The 19,282-nt window shown below is 70.6% G+C and carries 14 protein-coding genes and 1 pseudogene; 8 read left to right on the top strand and 7 right to left on the bottom strand.

The window, feature by feature from the left end:
• Positions 1 to 13: 13 nt before the first annotated feature.
• Positions 14 to 2,509: a transglycosylase domain-containing protein gene (locus ACZ69M_RS41320; protein WP_470058247.1), complete on the bottom strand. Its 2,496-nt coding sequence runs from the start codon at positions 2,507 to 2,509 to the stop codon at positions 14 to 16.
• A gap of 210 nt (positions 2,510 to 2,719) precedes the next feature.
• On the opposite strand from ACZ69M_RS41320, the gene ACZ69M_RS41315 reads away from it, so the two are divergent.
• The 4 genes from ACZ69M_RS41315 to ACZ69M_RS41300 all read left to right on the top strand — a co-directional run bounded on the left by ACZ69M_RS41315 (position 2,720) and on the right by ACZ69M_RS41300 (position 6,354).
• Complete coding sequence (locus ACZ69M_RS41315; RefSeq protein ID WP_470058246.1) at positions 2,720 to 3,520, top strand: ABC transporter permease; 801 nt, start codon at positions 2,720 to 2,722, stop codon at positions 3,518 to 3,520.
• 106 nt (positions 3,521 to 3,626) lie between these two features.
• Positions 3,627 to 4,430 carry an ABC transporter permease gene (locus ACZ69M_RS41310; protein WP_470058244.1) on the top strand — a complete coding sequence of 268 codons (804 nt, stop codon included), beginning with the start codon at positions 3,627 to 3,629 and terminating at the stop codon, positions 4,428 to 4,430.
• 6 nt (positions 4,431 to 4,436) lie between these two features.
• Positions 4,437 to 5,438, top strand: coding sequence for an ABC transporter ATP-binding protein (locus ACZ69M_RS41305; RefSeq protein ID WP_470058242.1), 1,002 nt, complete (start codon positions 4,437 to 4,439; stop codon positions 5,436 to 5,438).
• Positions 5,439 to 5,448: 10 nt separating this feature from the next.
• On the top strand, positions 5,449 to 6,354 hold the full coding sequence (locus ACZ69M_RS41300) for a DUF1707 SHOCT-like domain-containing protein (RefSeq protein WP_470058240.1): 906 nt from the start codon (positions 5,449 to 5,451) through the stop codon (positions 6,352 to 6,354).
• A gap of 14 nt (positions 6,355 to 6,368) precedes the next feature.
• On the opposite strand, the gene ACZ69M_RS41295 is transcribed toward ACZ69M_RS41300, so the two are convergent.
• Entirely contained in the window at positions 6,369 to 7,703 is a 1,335-nt protein-coding gene (locus tag ACZ69M_RS41295; RefSeq protein ID WP_470058238.1) for an SGNH/GDSL hydrolase family protein, read from the bottom strand.
• A gap of 296 nt (positions 7,704 to 7,999) precedes the next feature.
• On the opposite strand from ACZ69M_RS41295, the gene ACZ69M_RS41290 reads away from it, so the two are divergent.
• The 3 genes from ACZ69M_RS41290 (at position 8,000) to ACZ69M_RS41280 (ending at position 11,637) form a co-directional block, all read left to right on the top strand.
• A complete protein-coding gene (locus tag ACZ69M_RS41290; RefSeq protein WP_470058236.1) occupies positions 8,000 to 9,427 on the top strand; it encodes a DUF445 domain-containing protein in 1,428 nt (475 codons plus the stop codon).
• Positions 9,428 to 9,521: 94 nt separating this feature from the next.
• On the top strand, positions 9,522 to 11,018 hold the full coding sequence (locus tag ACZ69M_RS41285; RefSeq protein ID WP_470058234.1) for an MFS transporter: 1,497 nt from the start codon (positions 9,522 to 9,524) through the stop codon (positions 11,016 to 11,018).
• Positions 11,019 to 11,130: 112 nt separating this feature from the next.
• Positions 11,131 to 11,637 (top strand): hypothetical protein, encoded by a 507-nt coding sequence (locus ACZ69M_RS41280; protein WP_470058232.1) that lies wholly within the window; start codon positions 11,131 to 11,133, stop codon positions 11,635 to 11,637.
• 19 nt (positions 11,638 to 11,656) lie between these two features.
• Here ACZ69M_RS41280 and ACZ69M_RS41275 read toward each other — a convergent pair whose 3' ends face one another.
• Positions 11,657 to 12,187 carry a levansucrase gene (locus tag ACZ69M_RS41275; protein WP_470058231.1) on the bottom strand — a complete coding sequence of 177 codons (531 nt, stop codon included), beginning with the start codon at positions 12,185 to 12,187 and terminating at the stop codon, positions 11,657 to 11,659.
• A 16-nt stretch (positions 12,188 to 12,203) separates the two neighbouring features.
• Positions 12,204 to 12,671, bottom strand: a complete 468-nt coding sequence (locus ACZ69M_RS41270) for a hypothetical protein (protein WP_470058229.1) — start codon at positions 12,669 to 12,671, stop codon at positions 12,204 to 12,206.
• 277 nt (positions 12,672 to 12,948) lie between these two features.
• Between ACZ69M_RS41270 and ACZ69M_RS41265 the strand changes: the two genes are divergently transcribed.
• The gene (locus ACZ69M_RS41265; RefSeq protein WP_470058227.1) at positions 12,949 to 13,968 is read left to right on the top strand and encodes a GlxA family transcriptional regulator; all 1,020 of its coding nucleotides are present in this window, start codon (positions 12,949 to 12,951) and stop codon (positions 13,966 to 13,968) included.
• 64 nt (positions 13,969 to 14,032) lie between these two features.
• Here the strand turns inward: ACZ69M_RS41265 and ACZ69M_RS41260 are convergent, their stop codons facing one another.
• From ACZ69M_RS41260 to ACZ69M_RS41250, 3 genes and pseudogenes are all read right to left on the bottom strand, one after another.
• Entirely contained in the window at positions 14,033 to 14,335 is a 303-nt protein-coding gene (locus ACZ69M_RS41260) for a hypothetical protein (protein WP_470058226.1), read from the bottom strand.
• Between the two features lie 98 nt (positions 14,336 to 14,433).
• Entirely contained in the window at positions 14,434 to 18,552 is a 4,119-nt protein-coding gene (locus tag ACZ69M_RS41255; RefSeq protein WP_470058224.1) for a discoidin domain-containing protein, read from the bottom strand.
• Between the two features lie 321 nt (positions 18,553 to 18,873).
• A pseudogene (locus ACZ69M_RS41250) lies at positions 18,874 to 19,282 on the bottom strand (hypothetical protein); the annotation flags it as partial.

The raw sequence follows: 19,282 nt of genomic DNA, 5'->3' as shown, positions 1-19,282 counted from the left end.
GTCACTGCGCGGGTCACTGTTTTCGTGACGTCAGTGCGCCCAGCGGCCCCGCTCCCGCGGTCGTCCCCGCCGTACCGCCGCCGTCCGTGGTCCCGCCCGACGGGGCGGCGGTGTCGCCGCCGTCGGTGGTGGTGCCCGCGTCCGTCGTGCCGCCGGTGGTCGTCCCGTCGGTCGTGCCGCCCCCGGTGGTGGTGCCGCCGTCGGTCTGGCCCTGCGTCTGCCCCTGGGTCTGACCTTCCGTCTGGCCCTGGGTCTGGCCGTCGGTCTGCCCCTGGGTCTGGCCCTGCGTCTGATCCGAGGGCGGGCTCTGGGAGGCCGTCCCGCCGGTGGTCTGGCCCCCGTCGTCCTGGCCGCCGGTGCCGGGGGTCTGGTCGGTGGGGCCGGTGCTCGGGAGCTGCTGCTCCTCCGCGCCCGGCTGGAGCCGCAGGTCGAAGTCCTTCGCGCTGCTGCCCTTGAGTGCGGCCTTCGTGTACTGCGCCCAGATCTGCGCGGGGTAGCCGCCGCCGTTGATGCGGGGCTGGCCGAGGGCGCCGTAAAGGGACTCGTGGGTGCCGGTGTCGGGGTCCTGGCCCATGACGGAGACGACGGTGGCGAGGTCGGGGGTGTAGCCCGCGAACCAGGCCGCCTGGTCCTCCTCCGCGGTGCCGGTCTTGCCCGCGGCGGGCCGGCCGGCGGCCAGCGCCGCGGTACCGGTACCGCCCTCGACGACGCTCTGCAGGATGGACGTCGTGGTGTCGGCGGCCTCCCGGGGCACCGCCTGCTCGGTGTCCTGCGCGGGCAGGCTCACGGCCGACGTGCCGTCCTTGGTGACCTTCTCGACGAGCGTGTACGTGCCGTGCTTGCCGTGGTTGGCAAGTGTCGCGTACGCCTCCGCCATGTCGAGGACGCTGGCCGTGGACGGGCCGAGCGCGATGGACGGGGTGCCGGTCAGGTCGGGGGTGGTGGAGGGGATGCCGAGGGCTTCGGCGGTCTGCTTGACCCTGCCGGGGCCGACGTCGACGGCCATCTGCGCGTACACGGCGTTGACCGACTTGTCGGTGGCGGTGCGTACCGTGATGGGCCCGTACGAGATCTTGTCCTCGTTCTCGGGCGCGTACGAGCCGCCGTTCCAGCCCTGCACGGGGCGCTTGTTGGTGCCGTCGTAGACCGTGTTCGGGGTGATCGTGCGGCCGTCCTGCGTCTGCGAGCCGTTCTGCACGGCCGAGGTGAAGACGAACGGCTTGAAGGTGGAGCCGACCTGGTAGTCACGGCGTGTCGCGTTGTTGACGTACTGCTTGGTGTAGTCGATGCCGCCGTACATCGCGACGACCTTGCCGGTGGCCGGGTCGATGGAGACGCCGCCGGCGCGGACGTACCGGTCGACCTTGCGGTTCTTCTTGTCGAGGTTCGACATCACCTGGTCGTCGACGGCCTTCACGAAGGCGTTCTGCCGGGACTTCTGGAGAGTGGTCGTGATGCGGTAGCCGCCGGTGGTCAGGGTGTCCTCGTCGATGATCTTGTTCGAGACGAGGTAGTCCTTGACCGCCTGCACCAGGTAGCCGCGCTGGCCCGACATGGCGGCGGCGACCACTTCCTGCTTGGGCTGCGGGAACGTGACCTTGGCCCGGTCCGCCCGGGTCAGCCAGTTCTTCTTGACCATGCCGTCGAGGACGTAGTTCCAGCGGGCGACGGCCGCGGACTTGTTCTCGGGGTGCGCGACCACGTCGTACTCGCTCGGCGCGTTCAGGAGCGCGGCGAGGTAGGCGCCCTGACCGATCGTCAGGTTCTTGGCGTCGACGCCGTAGTACGCCTGGGCGGCGGCCTGGATGCCGTACGCGTTGCGGCCGTAGTAGCTGGTGTTGAGGTAGCCCTCGAGGATGTCGTCCTTGCTCTTCTGGCGGTCGAGCTTGATGGAGATGAAGAACTCCTTCACCTTCCGCGTGGCGGTCTGCTCCTGGCCCAGGTAGTAGTTCTTCACGTACTGCTGGGTGATCGTCGAACCGGACTGCCTGCCCTTGCCGGTGGCGGTGTTCCAGCCGGCGCGGATCATCGCCTTGGGGTCGACGGCCGACTCGGTGTAGAAGTCGCGGTCCTCGGCGGCGAGCGCCGCGTGCTGGGCGTCCTTCGAGATCCCCGCGAGCGCCACGTTCTCGCGGTTGACCTCGCCGTCGCGGGCGAGCTGGCTGCCGTCCGCGTACAGGTAGACGTTGCTCTGCTTGGTCGCTGCGGCGTTCGCGGGCGGGATCTTGACCAGGTAGTAGCCGAGTGCGAACAGGCCGATCAGGAGCAGTATCGCGCCGATGAGCGTGCCGAGCACCATCCGCCAGGTCGGGATGAGCCGCCCCCAGCCCGTCCGCTTCTGCCTGGGCTTCTTCCCCGGCTTGTCCGGCGTCCCCGGCGTGTCCGTCCCGCCCGGACCGTCCGGTGTGCCGTCGCTGTCCGGCCCGCCCGGTGCCGCTTGAGGCACCGGTTCCGGCTCCTTCGGGGCCCAGCCCTGGCTGCTCTGCTGCGGCTGCGGCTTGTCACTCATCTGTTCGCCGGACTCCTGTTTCGCATCGTACGTTCCCGTACGCCCTCATACGCCTGGTGCGCCCCCTGATGAAGACTGTCGCACCAAGCGTTCCGTTCCCGGATCCCGGCACGTGTCGCGCCTGAAAATGCCTGGCAGGCGAAGCCGGGCGGGGCTAGGCTCCTGCGCTTCGGCCACAACGGCCCTTTTTGACGCAAGGAGGACATCCTCGTGGGGACAGGGCGGTTGTACACGGCCGTCGCGGTGGGCGGGTTCCGGCGCTACGCCACTTATCGGACGGCGACGGCGGCGGGGGTGTTCACCAACACCGTCTTCGGGCTGATCCTGGCGTACGTCTTCATGGCCCTGTGGGACGAGAAACCGCACCTCGGCGGCTATGACCAGGCCCAGGCGCTCACCTATGTGTGGCTCTCCCAGGCGCTGCTCATGGCGATGGCGACGATGGGCGGTGGCTTCGAGGACGAGTTGATCGAGCGCATCCGTACGGGTGACATCGCGATCGACCTGTACCGGCCCGCCGACCTCCAGCTGTGGTGGCTGTCCCAGGACGCGGGGCGGGCCATGTTCCATCTGCTGGGGCGCGGAGCGGTGCCCCTGGCGTTCGGCGCGCTCTTCTTCCAACTGGCCCTTCCCGCCGACCCGCTGACCTGGATCGCGTTCCTGATCGCGGTCGCGCTCGGAACAGTCGTCAGCTTCTCGCTCCGCTATCTGGTGGCCCTGTCCGCGTTCTGGCTGCTCGACGGGGCGGGCGTGGCGCAGATGTCCATGATCGCGGGTGTCTTCTGCTCGGGGATGCTGCTGCCGCTGAACGTCTTCCCGGGCGCGCTGGGCGAGGTCGTACGCGCCCTGCCCTGGTCGTCCCTGGTCCAGGGCCCCGCGGACGTCCTGCTCGGCACCGCGGACCCCCTCGGCACGTACGTCTTCCAGGCGTCCTGGGCGCTGGGGCTCCTGGCCCTGGGCCGACTGATCCAGTCAGTGGCGACACGGAGGGTGGTGGTGCAGGGTGGCTGACTCGGCGGAGGCGGCGGAAACCGCACGGGGCTCAAGGGACTTGGGCTCCTCCAGGGAGCCGGCGGCTTCGGAGGTGCTGGGTGCGCCGCAGGGGACGTATGCCCGAATGCGGGACGGATTCCGCGCCTACCGGATGATCGCCGGGATGTGGATCCGCTCCACGATGGCCTACCGCGCCTCCTTCGTGATGACCACCTTCGGGAACTTCGCGGCGACCGCCCTCGACTTCGTGGCCGTCCTGCTGATGTTCTCGCGGGTCGACCGGATCGGCGGCTACAGCCTGCCCGAGGTCGCCTTCCTGTACGGCATCTCGGCCACCTCCTTCGGGATCACGGACCTGGTGGTCGGCTCGATGGACCGGCTCGGGCGCCGGGTGCGCGACGGCACCCTCGACACGCTCCTCGTACGCCCCGTCCCCGTACTCGCCCAGGTCGCCGCCGACCGCTTCGCGCTGCGCCGTCTCGGCCGGGTCACCCAGGGGCTGCTGGTCCTCGCGTACGCGATCGCCGTGCTCGACATCGACTGGACGCCGCTCAGGCTGCTCATGGTCCCGCTGATGCTGCTCTGTGGCGCCGCCATCTTCGCGGCCGTGTTCGTGGCGGGGGGAGCCTTCCAGTTCGTCGCGCAGGACGCCTCCGAGGTGCAGAACTCCTTCACGTACGGCGGCACCACGCTCCTGCAGTACCCGCCGACCGTCTTCGCCAAGGACCTGGTGCGCGGGGTCACCTTCGTGCTCCCGCTGGCCTTCGTGAACTGGCTGCCCGGGCTGTATGTGCTGGGCCGGCCCTATCCGCTCGACCTGCCGACCTGGATCGCCTTCACCCCGCCCCTGATCGCGGCGGGCTGCTGCGCGCTGGCGGGGGTCGCCTGGCGGGCGGGACTTCGTTCGTATCGCAGCACGGGGAGTTGAACCGACATGGAAACAGGCCTGATGACGGACCCGGTCAGGGATCCGGTGGGCGCCTTCATCGAACTCGACGGCGTCGAGAAGGTCTTCGACGTCCGCAAGAAGACCGGCTTCCTGCGCAGCGAACGGCGCCAGGTACGGGCCGTGGACTCCCTCTCCTTCACCGTGGCGCGCGGTGAGATGGTCGGCTACATCGGCCCGAACGGCGCGGGCAAGTCGACCACCATCAAGATGCTCACCGGCATCCTCACCCCGAGCGCCGGCCGGCTGCGGGTGGCGGGCATCGACCCGTCCCGCGAGCGCACCCGGCTCGCGCGGCGCATCGGGGTCGTCTTCGGGCAGCGTACGACCCTGTGGTGGGACCTTCCGCTGATCGACTCCTACCGGCTGATGCACCGCATGTACCGGATCCCGGACGCCCGTTACCGCGAGAACCTCGACCGCTGTGTCGAACTCCTGGACCTGGAAGCCCTGTTGGACGTGCCGGTGCGCCAGCTCTCGCTGGGGCAGCGGATGCGCGGCGACATCGGGGCGGCGCTGCTGCACGACCCCGAGGTCCTCTACCTCGACGAACCCACCATCGGCCTCGATGTGATCAGCAAGGCCAAGGTCCGTTCCTTCCTGCGGGACCTGAACGCCGAGCGCGGTACGACGGTGCTGCTGACCACGCACGACCTCACCGACATCGAGCAGCTGTGCCGGCGGGTGATGGTCATCGACCACGGGCGGCTGATGTACGACGGTCCGCTGACCGGGCTGCACGAGGTGGGGGAGAGCGAGCGGACCCTCGTGGTCGACCTGGAGCGGGAGCTTCCGCCGATCGAGGTGGACTCGGCGCGGGTGGTGAAGGTGGAGGGGCCCCGGCAGTGGCTCGCCTTCCCCGCGGCGGCGTCGGCGGCGGAGCTGGTGGCGCGGATCGCGGCCGAGTTCCCCCTGGTGGACCTCTCGGTGCGGGAGCCGGACATCGAGGCGGTCATCAGCCGCATGTACGCGGAGAAGGCTCTCTCGTAGGCTGAGTCCCATGACCGAGGATGCGCCTTCCAGGGGAAGCGACGACCAGCGACCGACGCCGCCGGACCCCGGATCCCCGAGCCCGGAGCTCCGGGCCTCCGACGCCGATCGTGAACGAGTCGCCGAACAGCTGCGGGACGCCCTCGCGGAGGGCCGCCTCGACATGGAGGAGTTCGAGGAGCGGCTGGAAGCGACGTTCAAGGCACGGACGTACAGCGAACTGGCGCCGCTCACCCGCGATCTGCCGGGCGCGCACGCCGCGGCCCCGGTCTCCATGGTCAAGCAGCCCGAGGAGAGCGGGAGTTGGGCGGGGCGGATCGTCGGCGGCGAGGGCTCGTCCTCGTGGGGTGTCGCGATCCTGTCGGGCTTCGAGCGCAAGGGCCGCTGGACGGTTCCGAGGCGCTTCAACTCCCTCGCCTTCATGGGTGGCGGTGAGATCGACCTGCGCGAGGCGAACTTCGCGGACCGCGAGGTCGTCGTCAACGTCGTCGCCGTCATGGGCGGCGTGAACGTCATCGTGCCGCCCGGCGTCGAGGTCGTCGTCCGCGGCATCGGCATCATGGGCGGCTTCGACCATCGCGAGGAAGGACGGCCCGGGGACCCCGGCGCCCCGCGCGTGATCGTCACGGGGTTCGCCTTCTGGGGCGGCGTCGGCGTGGAGCGCAAGCTGACCCGTGCCGAGCGGCTGCGTCTGAAGGAGGAGCGCCGCCAGGAGAAGCTGGAGCGCAAGAGCGCCCGCAGGGAACTGGAGGGTTCACGCAGGGACGGCCTCGGCGACATGTTCGACGCCCTGGACGAGGCCCACGACCTCATCCGCGAACGCCACGAGGAACGCAGGGAGCGTCAGGAGGAGCGCCGGGAACGGCACCGGGAGCGCAGGGACGAGCGGCATCGGCGCAGGCACGGCGGCTTCTAGTTTCCGCAGGGCCTCTACAGCTCCGCCGGCGCCGCCCCCTTCAGATCCCCGAGCTCGAACACCTCCGCCATCCGCTTGTACCCCTTGTCGCTGGGGTGCAGATGGTCCCCGGAGTCGTAGTCGGACCGCAGCCGCCGCGGGTCGTACGGATCCCGCAACGCCTTGTCGAAGTCGACGACGGCGTCGTACACCTTCCCCGCCCGGATCTCCGCGTTGACGGCCCGGCGTACGGCGTCACGCGAGCGCGAGTACCCGCGGTGCCCCCCGAAGGGCGTCAGCGTCGCCCCGACGACCCGCAGCCCGCGGGCATGCGCCCGCCGCACCAGCTCCCGCAGTCCGTCGGTGACGGTGCGTGGATCGACCTCGCCCTGGTTGCGCAGGATGTCGTTGACGCCGAGGTCGATGACCACGGCCTTGACGTTCGTGCGGCCCAGCACGTCGCGTTCCAGACGGTTCAGGCCGCTCGGGTTGGAGGCGGGCCGGCCGAGCCCTTCGGCCAGGACCTGGTTGCCGCTGATGCCCTGGTTGACGACGCTGTAGCGGGGCGCGTCGCCGTCGCCGGCCGCGGCGCGCAGCCGGTCGGCGAGGACGTCCGTCCAGCGGTGGTTGGCGCCCTCCGTGGATTTGCTGCCGTCGGTGATCGAGTCGCCCAGGGCGACGACGGTGCCGACCGATTCGTCGCTCAGCACGTCGAGCGCGGTCAGATAGCGCCAGTACGGGGTCTGCTCGGTGTACGCGGTGGCGTTCACGTCCTCGGTGCGGTCGCCCTGGGCGGCGTAGGAGATCTGCCGTGCGAGCGAGTGGTAGGTGACCGGGCCGGACGGGGTCGGGGAGTACGTGGTCACCAGGACGTCGGAGTCGCGCGGGATGCGCACGCGCACGGCGTCGCTCATGATCTGCTGTCCGGCCGGGACGATCACGCTGGTGCTGCCGGAGAAGGTGAGGCGGCGCATGGTGTCGGCCACCGCCGTCGCGTCGTTCTCGGCCGCGGCGACGGCGATCGAGGCGTGCGTGATGTTCAGCGGCTGATGTCCGTAGAGGTTGGACAGGGTGATGCGGGCTTCGCTGCCGCCGGCGTCCGTGTGCACGACGTTGCGCAGGGAGCGGCCCGCCATGCCGTTCGTCTCGGTGCCGGGCTCGGCTCCGGCGGGGGAGGCCGACCAGGTGCCGACCCAGGTGCCGGCGGAGGCGGGGGCGGCCCGGTCGCGCGAGGCGCGGTTGTCGGCGGTGGCGTTGCCGGTGCCGCCGGTGCCGTCGTCGGCGGCGACACCCACGTATATGGCTCCGGATATGGCCACGATCACGGCGATGACGGCGGCCAGCAGGGCATAACCATGACGCTTGGTCATGCGGTGCGTGTCTCCTCGGGCGAGGGGAGCCCGAGGCTCCGAAGTGATGATCACATGATGGGGTACGGGGTGGGGAGGAAAACGACGGGACCCCCCTCCCGCGGCCTCGAACGACCCGCAGGCGCCCCCGAGGTGCCCCTGAGGCGCCCCCGAGATGTCCCGGAGACAGCCCCAGGATTCCCCTGAGTTCCCCCCGTCCGAACAGACGCAGGGAACTCCTGTTCCGTTCCGGGAGTCGGTCAGGAAGGGACAATGTGTACGGAGCCCTCGGACGGCTCGGCGAACGGGTGGAGTGAATGGAACGAACAGAACCGGAAGACGCGGGCGCCGAAGGGCGGTCCGCCCTGCCCGGCGCCCCCGGCAACCGCACGACGACCGCCGTCGACCAGGCCGAACGCACGACGGCCGGCCCCGGCCGGGAGCGGCGCGCGGGGACCGTCCCCGGCCCGACGAACCGCGCGATGACCTCGTTCAGCCCCGCCGACGAGGAGAAGCGTCGCGGTGTCCGCCAGATGAAACTGACGGCCACCGGCCTGCTGCTCTTCGTCGCCCTCGTCTACGTCCTCGCGACATGGGCGTCCCACGAGGGCGCCGGAGCCTGGGCCGGATATGTCGCGGCGGCCGCCGAGGCCGGCATGGTCGGCGCGCTCGCCGACTGGTTCGCGGTCACGGCCCTCTTCCGCCACCCGCTCGGCCTGCCCATCCCGCACACAGCGATCATCCCCACCAAGAAGGACCAGCTGGGCGTCTCGCTCGGCGAGTTCGTCGGCGAGAACTTCCTCTCCTCCGACGTCGTCCGACAGCGCCTGCGCGCCGTGGGCATCGGCAGCCGTCTCGGTGCCTGGCTCGCCGAACCGGAGCACGCCGACCGGGTCACCGCCGAGCTCGCCGCCGCGCTCAGAGGCGCCCTGACCGTGCTGCGCGACTCCGACGTGCAGGCGGTGGTCGGAGAGGCGATCACCCGCCGCGCCGACGCCCAGGAGATCGCGCCCGGCATAGGGAAGATGCTGGAGAAGATCGTCGCGGACGGCGGCCACAAGCGGGTCGTGGACCTGATCTGCATTCGCGCCCACGACTGGCTGGTGCTCCACGACGAGCAGGTCATGGACGCGATCCAGGGCGGCGCGCCCGGCTGGACCCCGCGCTTCGTCGACAAGAAGGTCGGCGAGCGGGTCTACAAGGAGCTGCTCCGCTTCGTCACCGAGATGCGCGACGCCCCCTCCCACCCGGCCCGCGGCGCCCTCGACCGCTTCCTCACCGACTTCGCCTCCGACCTCCAGTCCGACACCGACACCCGCGCGCGCGTGGAGCGCCTGAAGGGCGAGGTGCTCGGCCGCGGCGAGGTCCAGGACCTGATCGCCTCCGCGTGGACGGCCGTACGGTCCATGATCGTGTCCGCGGCGGAGGACGAGCGCAGTGAGCTGCGGCTGCGCGTGCGGGCCTCCCTGCTCTCGCTGGGTGCCCGCATGGCCACCGATCCCAAGCTCCAGGCCAAGGTGGACCGGTGGGTCGAGGGTGCGGCGGTGTATGTGGTGACGACGTACCGGACCGAGATCACCTCCCTCATCACCGACACGGTGGCCGGCTGGGACGCCGAGCACACGACCAGGAAGATCGAGGCCCACATCGGCCGTGACCTGCAGTTCATCCGGATCAACGGCACGGTGGTGGGCTCGTTGGCCGGCTTGCTGATCTACACGGTGTCGCGGATCGTGGGGGCGTAGATCCCTCGCGGGAGGGTGTGACCGCACTCGGGCGGGCGTGGGCCGTGCTCCGGAGGGAACCCGGGCAGGCGTCGCTCGACGAGGAGGGAGCCTCATGTCCACCGTTGAGGAGAAGGGCCGGGGGGAAGGCCGGGATCAAGCCGGGGGCCGGGTCACCACCGCCGTTCCCGCCCGTCTCGACCGCCTCCCGTGGTCACGCTGGCACTGGACCGTGGTGATCGGCCTCGGCACGGTGTGGATCCTCGACGGCCTGGAAGTCACCATCGTCGGCAACATCGCCGGACGCCTCTCCGAGCCCGGCAGCGGCCTGCCGATCACCTCCGCGCAGGTCACCGGCACCGCGGCCGCCCTCTACGTGGCCGGTGCGTGCGTGGGGGCGCTGTTCTTCGGCCGCCTCACCGACCGCTTCGGCCGCAGGAAACTGTTCATGGTCACCCTGGCGGTGTATCTGGGGGCCACGGCCCTGACCGCCGTCTCCTTCGAGCCCTGGTGGTTCTTCACCTTCCGCTTCCTCACGGGCTTCGGCATCGGCGGCGAGTACGCGGCCATCAACTCCGCGATCGACGAGCTGATCCCCTCCCATTACCGCGGCCGGGTCGACCTGATCATCAACGGCAGCTTCTGGCTGGGCGCGATCGGCGGCTCCCTGCTGTCGATCGTCGCGCTGGACACCGCCCTCTTCCCGGCGAACATCGGCTGGCGGCTGACCTTCGCCCTCGGCGTGGTCCTCGGCCTGGTCATCCTCGTCGTCCGCCGCAATGTCCCGGAGAGCCCACGATGGCTGCTGATCCACGGCAGGCAGGAGGAGGCCGAGCAACTGGTGGCGTCGGTGGAGGAACGGGTCCGCGCCGACCTCGGCGGCCGCGAACTGCCGCCCCCCGCCGCGGAGATCACCATCCACCAGCGCAAGACCATCGGCTTCCTCACCATCGCCCGCACGGTCCTCGCGACCTACCGCAAACGCGCCGCGCTCGGCCTCTCCCTCTTCATCGGCCAGGCGTTCCTCTACAACGCGATCACCTTCGGCTTCGGCGCGATCCTGACCAAGTTCTACGACGTCCCGGCGGGCTCCACCGGCTACTACTTCGCCGTGATCGCACTCGGCAACTTCCTCGGCCCGCTGCTGCTCGGCAAGCTCTTCGACACGGTCGGCCGCCGCCGGATGATCTCGTCGACGTACCTGCTCTCCGGGCTGCTGCTGTTCGGCACCGCCTGGCTGTTCGGCCGGGGCTCGCTGAGCGCGGTGACCCTGACGGCCTGCTGGTGCGTGGCCCTCTTCTTCGCCTCGGCGGGCGCGTCGAGCGCCTACCTCACGGTCTCCGAGATCTTCCCCATGGAGACCCGCGCGATGGCCATCGCCTTCTTCTACGCCATCGGCACGGCGGCCGGAGGCATCAGCGGACCGCTGGTCTTCGCGGACCTCACCCAGTCCGGCGTGGTCGGCGACACCGTGCTGGCCTTCCAGATCGGCGCGGGCCTGATGTGCGCGGCGGGCCTGGTCGCCGCGTTCCTGGCGGTGAACGCCGAACGGCGCTCACTGGAGAACATCGCGCCCCCGCTGTCGACGGTGGCACCGGCGGACTCCGCCTGAGCGCGGGACCCGAGCGCGGGACCTGAGCACGACCTGAGTACGGGGCCTGAGTACGGGAACCTGAGTACGCGTACTCTGTCGGGCCGCCGCCCGGGCGGGAACCCTCGTACGCATGACCGAGAAGCTGTTAGGCCCTCTGCGAACGCGCCCCTGGCCGGAACGCTGGCTGACGCGCGTGCTCGGCGCCGCCCTCTCCGGCGCGGCGTACCTCCTCTGCCTCCCCTGGGACCTGCGCAACCGCCCCGGGGCGACCGGGTCGGTCACCGAGACGACCTCGGTGACCGTCCTCGGCGCCGTCCTCCTCGGCGTGGCCCTGCTGCTCCTGGCCGCCTACCTCGGCCGCCGGGACGCGCTGGCCTGGCCGTTGCTGCTGGTGGCGGGACCACCGGCAGCACTCATGTACCTCTCCTTCCACTCCCACCCGGAGTCCCCGGACGCGGCGGTCTGGCCGCTCACCTGGGCGTTCTTCACGCTGGTGGTCGCGGCGGGGGTACTGATCGCGACGGCGGTGGCGAGGCGGTACCGGGCGGCGGACTGGGCGAAGTCCGCGGGCTCCTGGGACTCCAGGGACTCCAGGGACTCCTCGGACGAGGCGCTCAGCCTCGCGCAGTGGTGGTGAAACGCCGGGCGGGGACCGCTCACGCGCCGTAGAAGTACCGCGAGCCCTTCTCGATGAAGTACCCGGCGTAGACGCGCCCGAGGGCAGGCTTCCCGCGGTACATCCCCACGTAGGGCCGCGCACTGTCGACGACGACAGGCCGCGTCATACAGGCGAACCGGACCCGCTGGCGCTCCTCCGCCCACCGTACGGCGGCCGGGTCGACGCGGTCGCTGACCAGTACGGGGAAGGCGCCGACCCCGTTCTGCAGACCGACGGGCAGGCCGCCCTTGGTGTCCTTGGCGTACTTCGTCACCTGTTCGGTGAAGCCCTCGACGACGGGCACGGTGATCTCCGCAACCGCCGCGGCCACGGTGAACAGATGCAGCTTCGTCGCCATCCAGCGCAGCCGGAAGTCCGCCCGTCGCCCCACCAGCACGGGCACCCCGGCCCAGTCCTCCCAGCGGGTGGCGCACCCGTCGGCTGCCAGCCGGCCCTCCACGGCGGCGAGGTAGGCCGCCGGGGCCGAGGGCGTCGACGGATCGTGCGGTCCGTTCACCTGTCCATGCATGAGCCGGATCCTAGGGCTAGGCGCCCGTGGTGGACCCCGGTCGGACGATCATCAGGATCGTGACGGTGGCCCAGAGAAGGTTGAAGAGCCCGGTGAACATGGCGAGCCGGGCGGTGGCCCGGGCACTCACCGTGCCGGCGTCGCGCTGGATGCCCTCCACGATCGCGGTCTGTCGGGGCAGGACCAGCGCGGCGAGCACGACGGCGGCCAGGGCCGTCAGCGCGATCGAGACGATCAGCCAGGTGTCGCCGAGCACGCCCATGTTCTTGGCGGTGGCGAACCCGAACACAGGCACGGCGACGCCGACCGTCGCGTACACACGGCAGATGCGGTGCAGCACCCGCACGGTGGACAGGGCCTGGCCGTCCCCTGGCTCGGCGAGCGCCTTGCGCGCACTGGGCGGGAACATGCTGGCGGCGACGGTGACGGGCCCGACGGCGACGATCGCGGCGAGGACGTGCACGGCGAGGAGGAACTTGTTCACGGGCTGACGCTAGGGCGGCGCGCGATCTTGCAGAAGCGGCACTTCTGCCAGGGGCCAACGGATTCTCGCCAGCACCGTCGCGTCGCAGGAAATCGGCGGCCCGGACACAGTCACGAGGCGGCCCGAACGCAGCCGTACGAGGCTGTGGGAGCCCTGCCTACGAGGCTGCGGGCGCGCCCTGCGAGGCCACAAGGCCGCGAAAGCCCCAGGAGGCCACGAGGCCACGAGGGCGTGGGTGGCGCTTGGCCATAATCCGCCGTATGCCTACGCTCTGGCCATGCACACCGTGGCCGTACTGGCGCTCGACCAGGTCATTCCGTTCGACCTCTCCGCCCCGATCGACACCTTCGGCTGGGCCCGGCTGCCGGACGGCCGGGAGCCCTACCGGATCCGGGTCTGCTCGCCCACGGCGGACGCGGAGGTGAGCGCGGGCCCGTTCACGATCCGCGCCCCCTACGGCCTGGAGGCGCTGGCCGAGGCCGACACGATCATCCTGCCCGGCGTCGCCAACCCGGACGCCCCGCTCCCGCCGGGCGTGACGCAGGCGCTGCGCGCGGCGGCCGCGAACGGCACCCGGATCGCCTCGATCTGCGTGGGCGCCTTCACCTTCGCCGCCACCGGCCTGCTGGACGGGCTGCGCGCCACCACCCACTGGGTCGCGGCGCAGAACCTGGCGGCCAGGTACCCCGCCGTGACCGTCGACCCGAACGTCCTCTACGTCGACAACGGCCAGTTCCTCACCTCGGCGGGCGCGGCCGCCGCCCTCGACATGTGCCTGCACATGATCCGCAACGACCACGGTTCGGCGGTCGCCGCGCACGCGGCCCGGATGTCGGTCATGCCGCTCGAACGGGAGGGCGGCCAGGCCCAGTTCATCATCCACGACCAGCCGCCGGTACCGGCCGGCACCACGATGGAGCCCCTCCTCGCCTGGCTGGAGGAGAACGCGGAGCGTGAGCTGACCCTGGAGGACGTCGCCGCCCACGCCGGCATGAGCACCCGTACGCTCAACCGCCGCTTCCGCGACCAGACCGGCACCACACCGCTCCAGTGGCTGCACCGCGCCCGGGTCCGCCGCGCCCAGTACCTCCTGGAGACGACCACGTACCCGGTCGAACGCATCGCGACCCAGGCGGGGTTCGGCTCACCGACGGCGTTCCGGGAGCGGTTCAAGCGGGTGGTGGGGACGAGCCCGAACGCGTACCGCCGGGCGTTCCAGAGCACGGGACCAACCCGGGTTCCGGTCCCAACCTCAGTTCCGGTCCCGGAATCCGTGTCCGCTGCCGCGGCCTCGTAGGCCCTCAAGCCGTCAGACCCGTAGTGCTCTGTACTTGCTCAGGCCCGTAGCGCTCTGTACTCGCTCAGGCCCGCCGGTCGGCCACGGCCCACGAGGCGAGGGCCACGGCACCGGCGACGCCGAACACGGAGGGCCAGGCGCCCACCTTCTTGGCCAGCGGGTGGGACCCGGCGAAGGCGGCGACGTACGCGACGGTCAGCGCACCGGCGGCCGTCCCGCCGGCCTGCCGCCGCCACTGCTGCGCGGCCGTGGCCCCGGCGGCCGCCAGCACCACCCCGCCGAGCTGCCGCTTCTTGGTCCACCGGGCCACGCCGTACCCGCCGATGAGCCCACCCGCGGCCACCGCCGCGGCCGGTACCTTCGCCATTGCTGCCTCCCGCTCCTGCCTGCGTCTGTCGAACAAACCGAGGCTAACGCGCACGAACGGACGCCCGACGACCGCCCCGCCTCGGCCCCACCTCCGCCCTACCCCCGGGCGACCGTGCGGGGACTGTTGTAGGCGGACACGCTGAGCGCCGGACGGTTCGACGGCAGCGCGTGAGCCGGCCAGGACAGGGTGACCGTCCGCGACTCGCCGGGCAGCAGCCAGAGGTAGTTGTCGCTGTACAGCGTCGGCAGGACGCGCTCACCGCTGTGATCGTCCAGCAGCGACAGCCGGACCATCGCGGCGAGGGCCGACCCACGGTTCTTGACGACAGCGGTCAGTTCACGTCGGTCACCGGCGCCGGTACCGGCGTGCGACACGCGGGTGATCGAGGCCGAGAGCCCGACCCGTGGGAGGTCGTTGAGTGCCTTCATCGCGGCCGGGGTCCGATGGCGCCAGTAGGTGTTGGCCGAGAGCGTACGACCCGTGCGGTCCTCGAGGGTCAGGCGCAGCAGATGCAGATCGGGCAGGTCGTCGGTCCAGTCCACGGCGAAGGCGGGTGTGGTGGAGGCCGGCGCGACATCGACCACGGCTTTCCTGGTCCAGCCGATCCGGCGGCCGGCAAGGTCGTGGAGCCGGGCGGTGACCGTCGCGCCCTCGACCTTCCCGCGCGTGTGGTTCACCACGAGGAGCCGCCATTTCAGCGGGTCGGCCTGGACGTGCAGGGGCTCGCAGGCGGTGCGGGCACCGTAGTAGGTGCCGTTGACGTCGAAGTCGTAGTCGTAGGTCTGCCAGACGGTGCTGTGCCAGGCGGGGTGGGACATCCACAGCATGAGGCCGCTGGCGTCGTCCCACAGGTGGGCGTTCCACGCCTCGAACATGCTGCGCGCGTTCTCGTAGTTGACGAACTGCGCCTTGCGGGCGAAGTCGTCGAGGCCCGTCGCGGTGCCCAGGCGCGCTTCGATCGCCGCCCGGTACTGCTGCGGAGCCTGATTCCCGTGTTCGCTCCAGTCGTGGTAGTACCACGCTCCGCCGATCGGCCACTCCTGCTCGTCTCCCACCAGATTGCGCATGCTCTCGGCGGTGGAGACGACCGGCATGCCGATCTCGGTGTGGAACCCGAAGCTGTTGCTGCCGTAGGTCGACGGGTCGTAGTACTTCTCGGGCTCGACCCAGTTGTAGGGGCCGCCGCCGGTGATGATGCCTCCGGCGGAGTTGTTCTGGTAAAGGATGCCGGGGGCCTGCCGCTCGACGGCGTCGCGCATGCCCTGGTCGATGGCGGCCGGCGGATCGCCCTCGTTGGCGCCGCACCACACCACCACACAGGGGTGGATGCGGTAGCGCAGCACGGTGTCGCGCGCGATCGCGTTGAACGCGCCATGGTCCGGCGGGTCCATGGCCCAGGCATTGGGGAAGTCGTTCCACACCAGGATGCCGTGTTCGTCGCAACTGGCGTAGAACTCCTCGCGGTTGACGCTGCCGACCCAGTTGCGGATCATCGTGAAGTTCATGTCGCGGTGCATGCGCACCGCCGCGTCCATCCGCTCGGCCGGCATCCGCCGCAGCAGTTCGTCCCAGCCCCAGTTGCCGCCCCGGGCCAGCACCCGTACACCGTTCACGCTGATCTTCAGCGGCACCGGGCTGTTGTCCACGGACTTCACGTCCGTCCAGGTGTCACCGTCGGGCGACACCTGGATGACGTACGACTTCGGATAGGCCTGCTCCCACAGGATGGCCACGCGGTCGAAACTCTGGGCGGAGCCGAGGTCGACCTGGATCCACTGGTGGTCCTCGTACTGCGACGACCACCGGCTGTCGGGGCTGCCGTCGGTGGCGGCGGCGGCCGGATGGTCGGACTCCTCCGTGGAGGCCGTGGCCGCCTTGTGCAGCGCCAGATCGGTGCCCGGACGGGAACTGTCGATCACCGAAAGGGACCACAGGGAGTTGCCCCAGCTGGTGTGGCGCACACCGCAGCTGATCCGCACGAAGCGGGCCGTACGGGCGGTGAAGTCCTCCACCTGCAGGCTCGCCCGGTCGGTGTTGAACGGCAGCGGTACGGCGGTGTTGTCGACGGACTTCACGTCCGTCCAGGTCGAGTCGTCCGTGGACACCTGGACCACGTACGTCCGGGCGTAGGCCTGCTCCCACACGAGGTCGACGCCGTCGAAGGACTGCGAGGAGCCCAGGTCCACGCGGATCCACTGATCGTCCTGGTAGGCCGAGGACCAGCGGGTGCCGGGGTCACCGTCGGTGGCGTTGCCGGGGCCGTGGTCGTCGCCGTCCGTCGTGGAGGAGGTGGCGCTCGCGCGCAGGGCGAGATCGGTGCCCGGCCTGGCGCTGTCGGTCACGGACAGGGTCCACAGGGAGCTGCCCCAGTCGGTGGCCCTGGTCAGGCACCTGACCCGCACATACCGGGCCTGCTGCCTTCCGACCTCCAGCGACTGGGCGCAGGCGTCGCCGGACGAGGTGAAGGGCAACGGCACGTCGTATTCGTAGCCGAACTGGCGGATACCGAAGCGGGTCGTGCGCCGGTCGCTCTCCGTCCCGTCGACCGAGGCGGCCAGGGTGAGGTCGTGAAGGGTGGGGCTGCCGAGCCCGTTGGGCCACCACAGTGCGGGGTCGCGCAGCCGCAGCCGGCTGAAGGCGTCCGGGGTGAAGGTGACGTCGACGCTCCGGCCGGCCGGGACGGTGACGGCCTTGGAGACACGTATGCCGCCGAACGACGCGGAGACGGTCGTGGTGTGCTCGGCCGCGTCGGCGTTGCGGACCGGGACGGTGAGAGTGAGTTCGGCGACGGAGGTGTCGGGCAGCTCCGGCAGAACCGTGTCCACCCGGGGGTCGCCGATGACCACGGGCCCCGTGGATCTCAGCCGGACATGGTTCCAGATCCCCGAGACCCGGTCCCGTACGGCCGGCATCCAGTCCCACCCCGAAGCGGCGAGATACGTGGGCGAGTTGAGGTTCATCTGACCCGCACCCGCGTCCACCCAGGACTCCCCGGCGGGCCCCTTGTCACCCGGGCTGCCGGGGACGGGCATCGGCGTGATCTTCACCGCCAGCGCGTTGCGGCCCTTCGTCCCCTTCTCGGCGAGCAACTCCGTCACGTCGTGGGCCGAGCGGGCGAACGGGTAGGTGAGCCCTCCCACCTGATGCCCGTTGAGCCAGATGTCGGCCTGATGGTTGATGCCGTCGAACTCCAGCCAGACCCGGCGGCCATGGCCGGTGCGCAGACCGGACGGCAGGTCGAAGTCACGCTTGTACCACCAGGAATGGCGGGAGAGCGCCTCAGGGATGTGCAGATTGTTCAGACCGGCGACCGGGTCCGGGAGCTTTCCCTGATCGACGAGTGAGGCGAGGACCGTGCCGGGCACGGTGGCGGGCAGCCAGCCGCTGGTGTCCACGCCAGGCTTCGACAGGTCGGGGCCCTCGCCGTCGGCCCAGTCGTCCAGGGTCAGCCGCCAGCCGGACTCCAGCGGCACCGTGCCGTCCGCCGCGACGGCCAGCCCGGGAGCCTCGCCGTGGTGGGTTCCCCAGTCGGTCCAGCCGGTGACCGCGGGACGCCGCCCGCCTGCCGTGCCGTACACCTCGAAACCGTTCAGCCCGAGCGAGTTGGGACTGGACCGCCGCTGAGCCGTCATCCGCACCCACCGCGCCGTCACGGACCGGGCCAGGGGAATGTCCACCACCCCACCCGTACCGGCGGTCGTGCGGTACACACTCGTCCAGGAGCCGCCGTCCGTGGACGTCTCGACCACGAAGGCGAGCGCGTAACTGGACAGGATCTCCTTGCCGGTGGTGCCATCCGCCTTGTTGCCGGTTGCGGGCGGCGTGAAGACCGGATCGCTCGCATCGGCCTCGAAGGTGAGCCGGACCCGCGTCACCTGGCAGTCGGCCTGGAGATCGACCGAGATCCACTGCGGATCGCCCCCCGCCGCCGCGCGCCATCCGCTTCCCCGGACCCCGGGCGACGCGAGACGGTCGACCACGAACTCGCCCGGAGTCGGCGCGTAGTCCGTCGAGGAGACCTCGACGGGGCGGTAGACGGCGAGTTCACCGGACGGCGCCGCCGCGGTGAGCGCGTCACCGCGCCCGGCGGCCGTGCTCGTCGCCGGGAACAGAGCGTTCAGACCGAACCCGCCGAGAAGAGTCGAACCCGTAGTGACCACCGACCGCCGGGAAGGACCGGAAGGATCCCGCGGCGCATGTGACTGACCTGCCATGAACGTAAGTCCCATCAGAAAACAGCGCGGCCGACGAACACGCGGAGGCGCCGGAGCCGGGGCGTGACAACGTTGCCAGAGTGGTTGACAACGTTGCCAAAGGTGGCTGCGCGCCCAAGCTCCTGTCAAGACCTCGCACACGATCACTGTTGCTCCGACGCGGTCACGGCCCATTGAGCGCAAGTCGCCCCAGGGGCGGGGGAGTCATGAAGCAAGTCGCGGAACTTCCGGCGTGCCGACTCAAGGCGCGGCCTCCACTGGAAGCTGCCCGCCGAACCGGCGAACCGGAACGGTTGAACACTGAGGCTTCCCCACGGAAGATCATTTCCAGTTGCCGTTGAGGGCAAGGGCGGCCCGCGCTATGTCGCCGATCCGGCTCGGGCTGAGCGTGACGCGCTTGAGTGCGCGCCAGCGTTCCTTGGGCTCGGCGGCGGTGCGCTCGCCCAGTGCGCGCAGGTCTCTGAATGCGGCCTGGCCATGCGCCCGGATGGCAACACCGGGCAGATGCGCTCCCAAGCGAACGGCCGGAGGGATTGACTTGCTCCTCGGGCTGAAGCCCGAGGATTCTGGCCTTCTCGTCCGTTGCTGTGCCACTACGCGGCACGGGCTTCGGGAGGGAATCCGTGGCTTCCTGTTTCGTTGCGCTGTGCCAGAACGGGTTCTGGTCTTGTCGGCGCTCCACAGGCCGATACCGCCAGTCCGGCGGCCTTTTTCACGTTGCGTGCGGAGT

The sequence above is a fragment of the Streptomyces sp. NPDC107454 genome (assembly GCF_055582885.1).
This window is presented reverse-complemented; position numbering and strand designations above follow the sequence as displayed.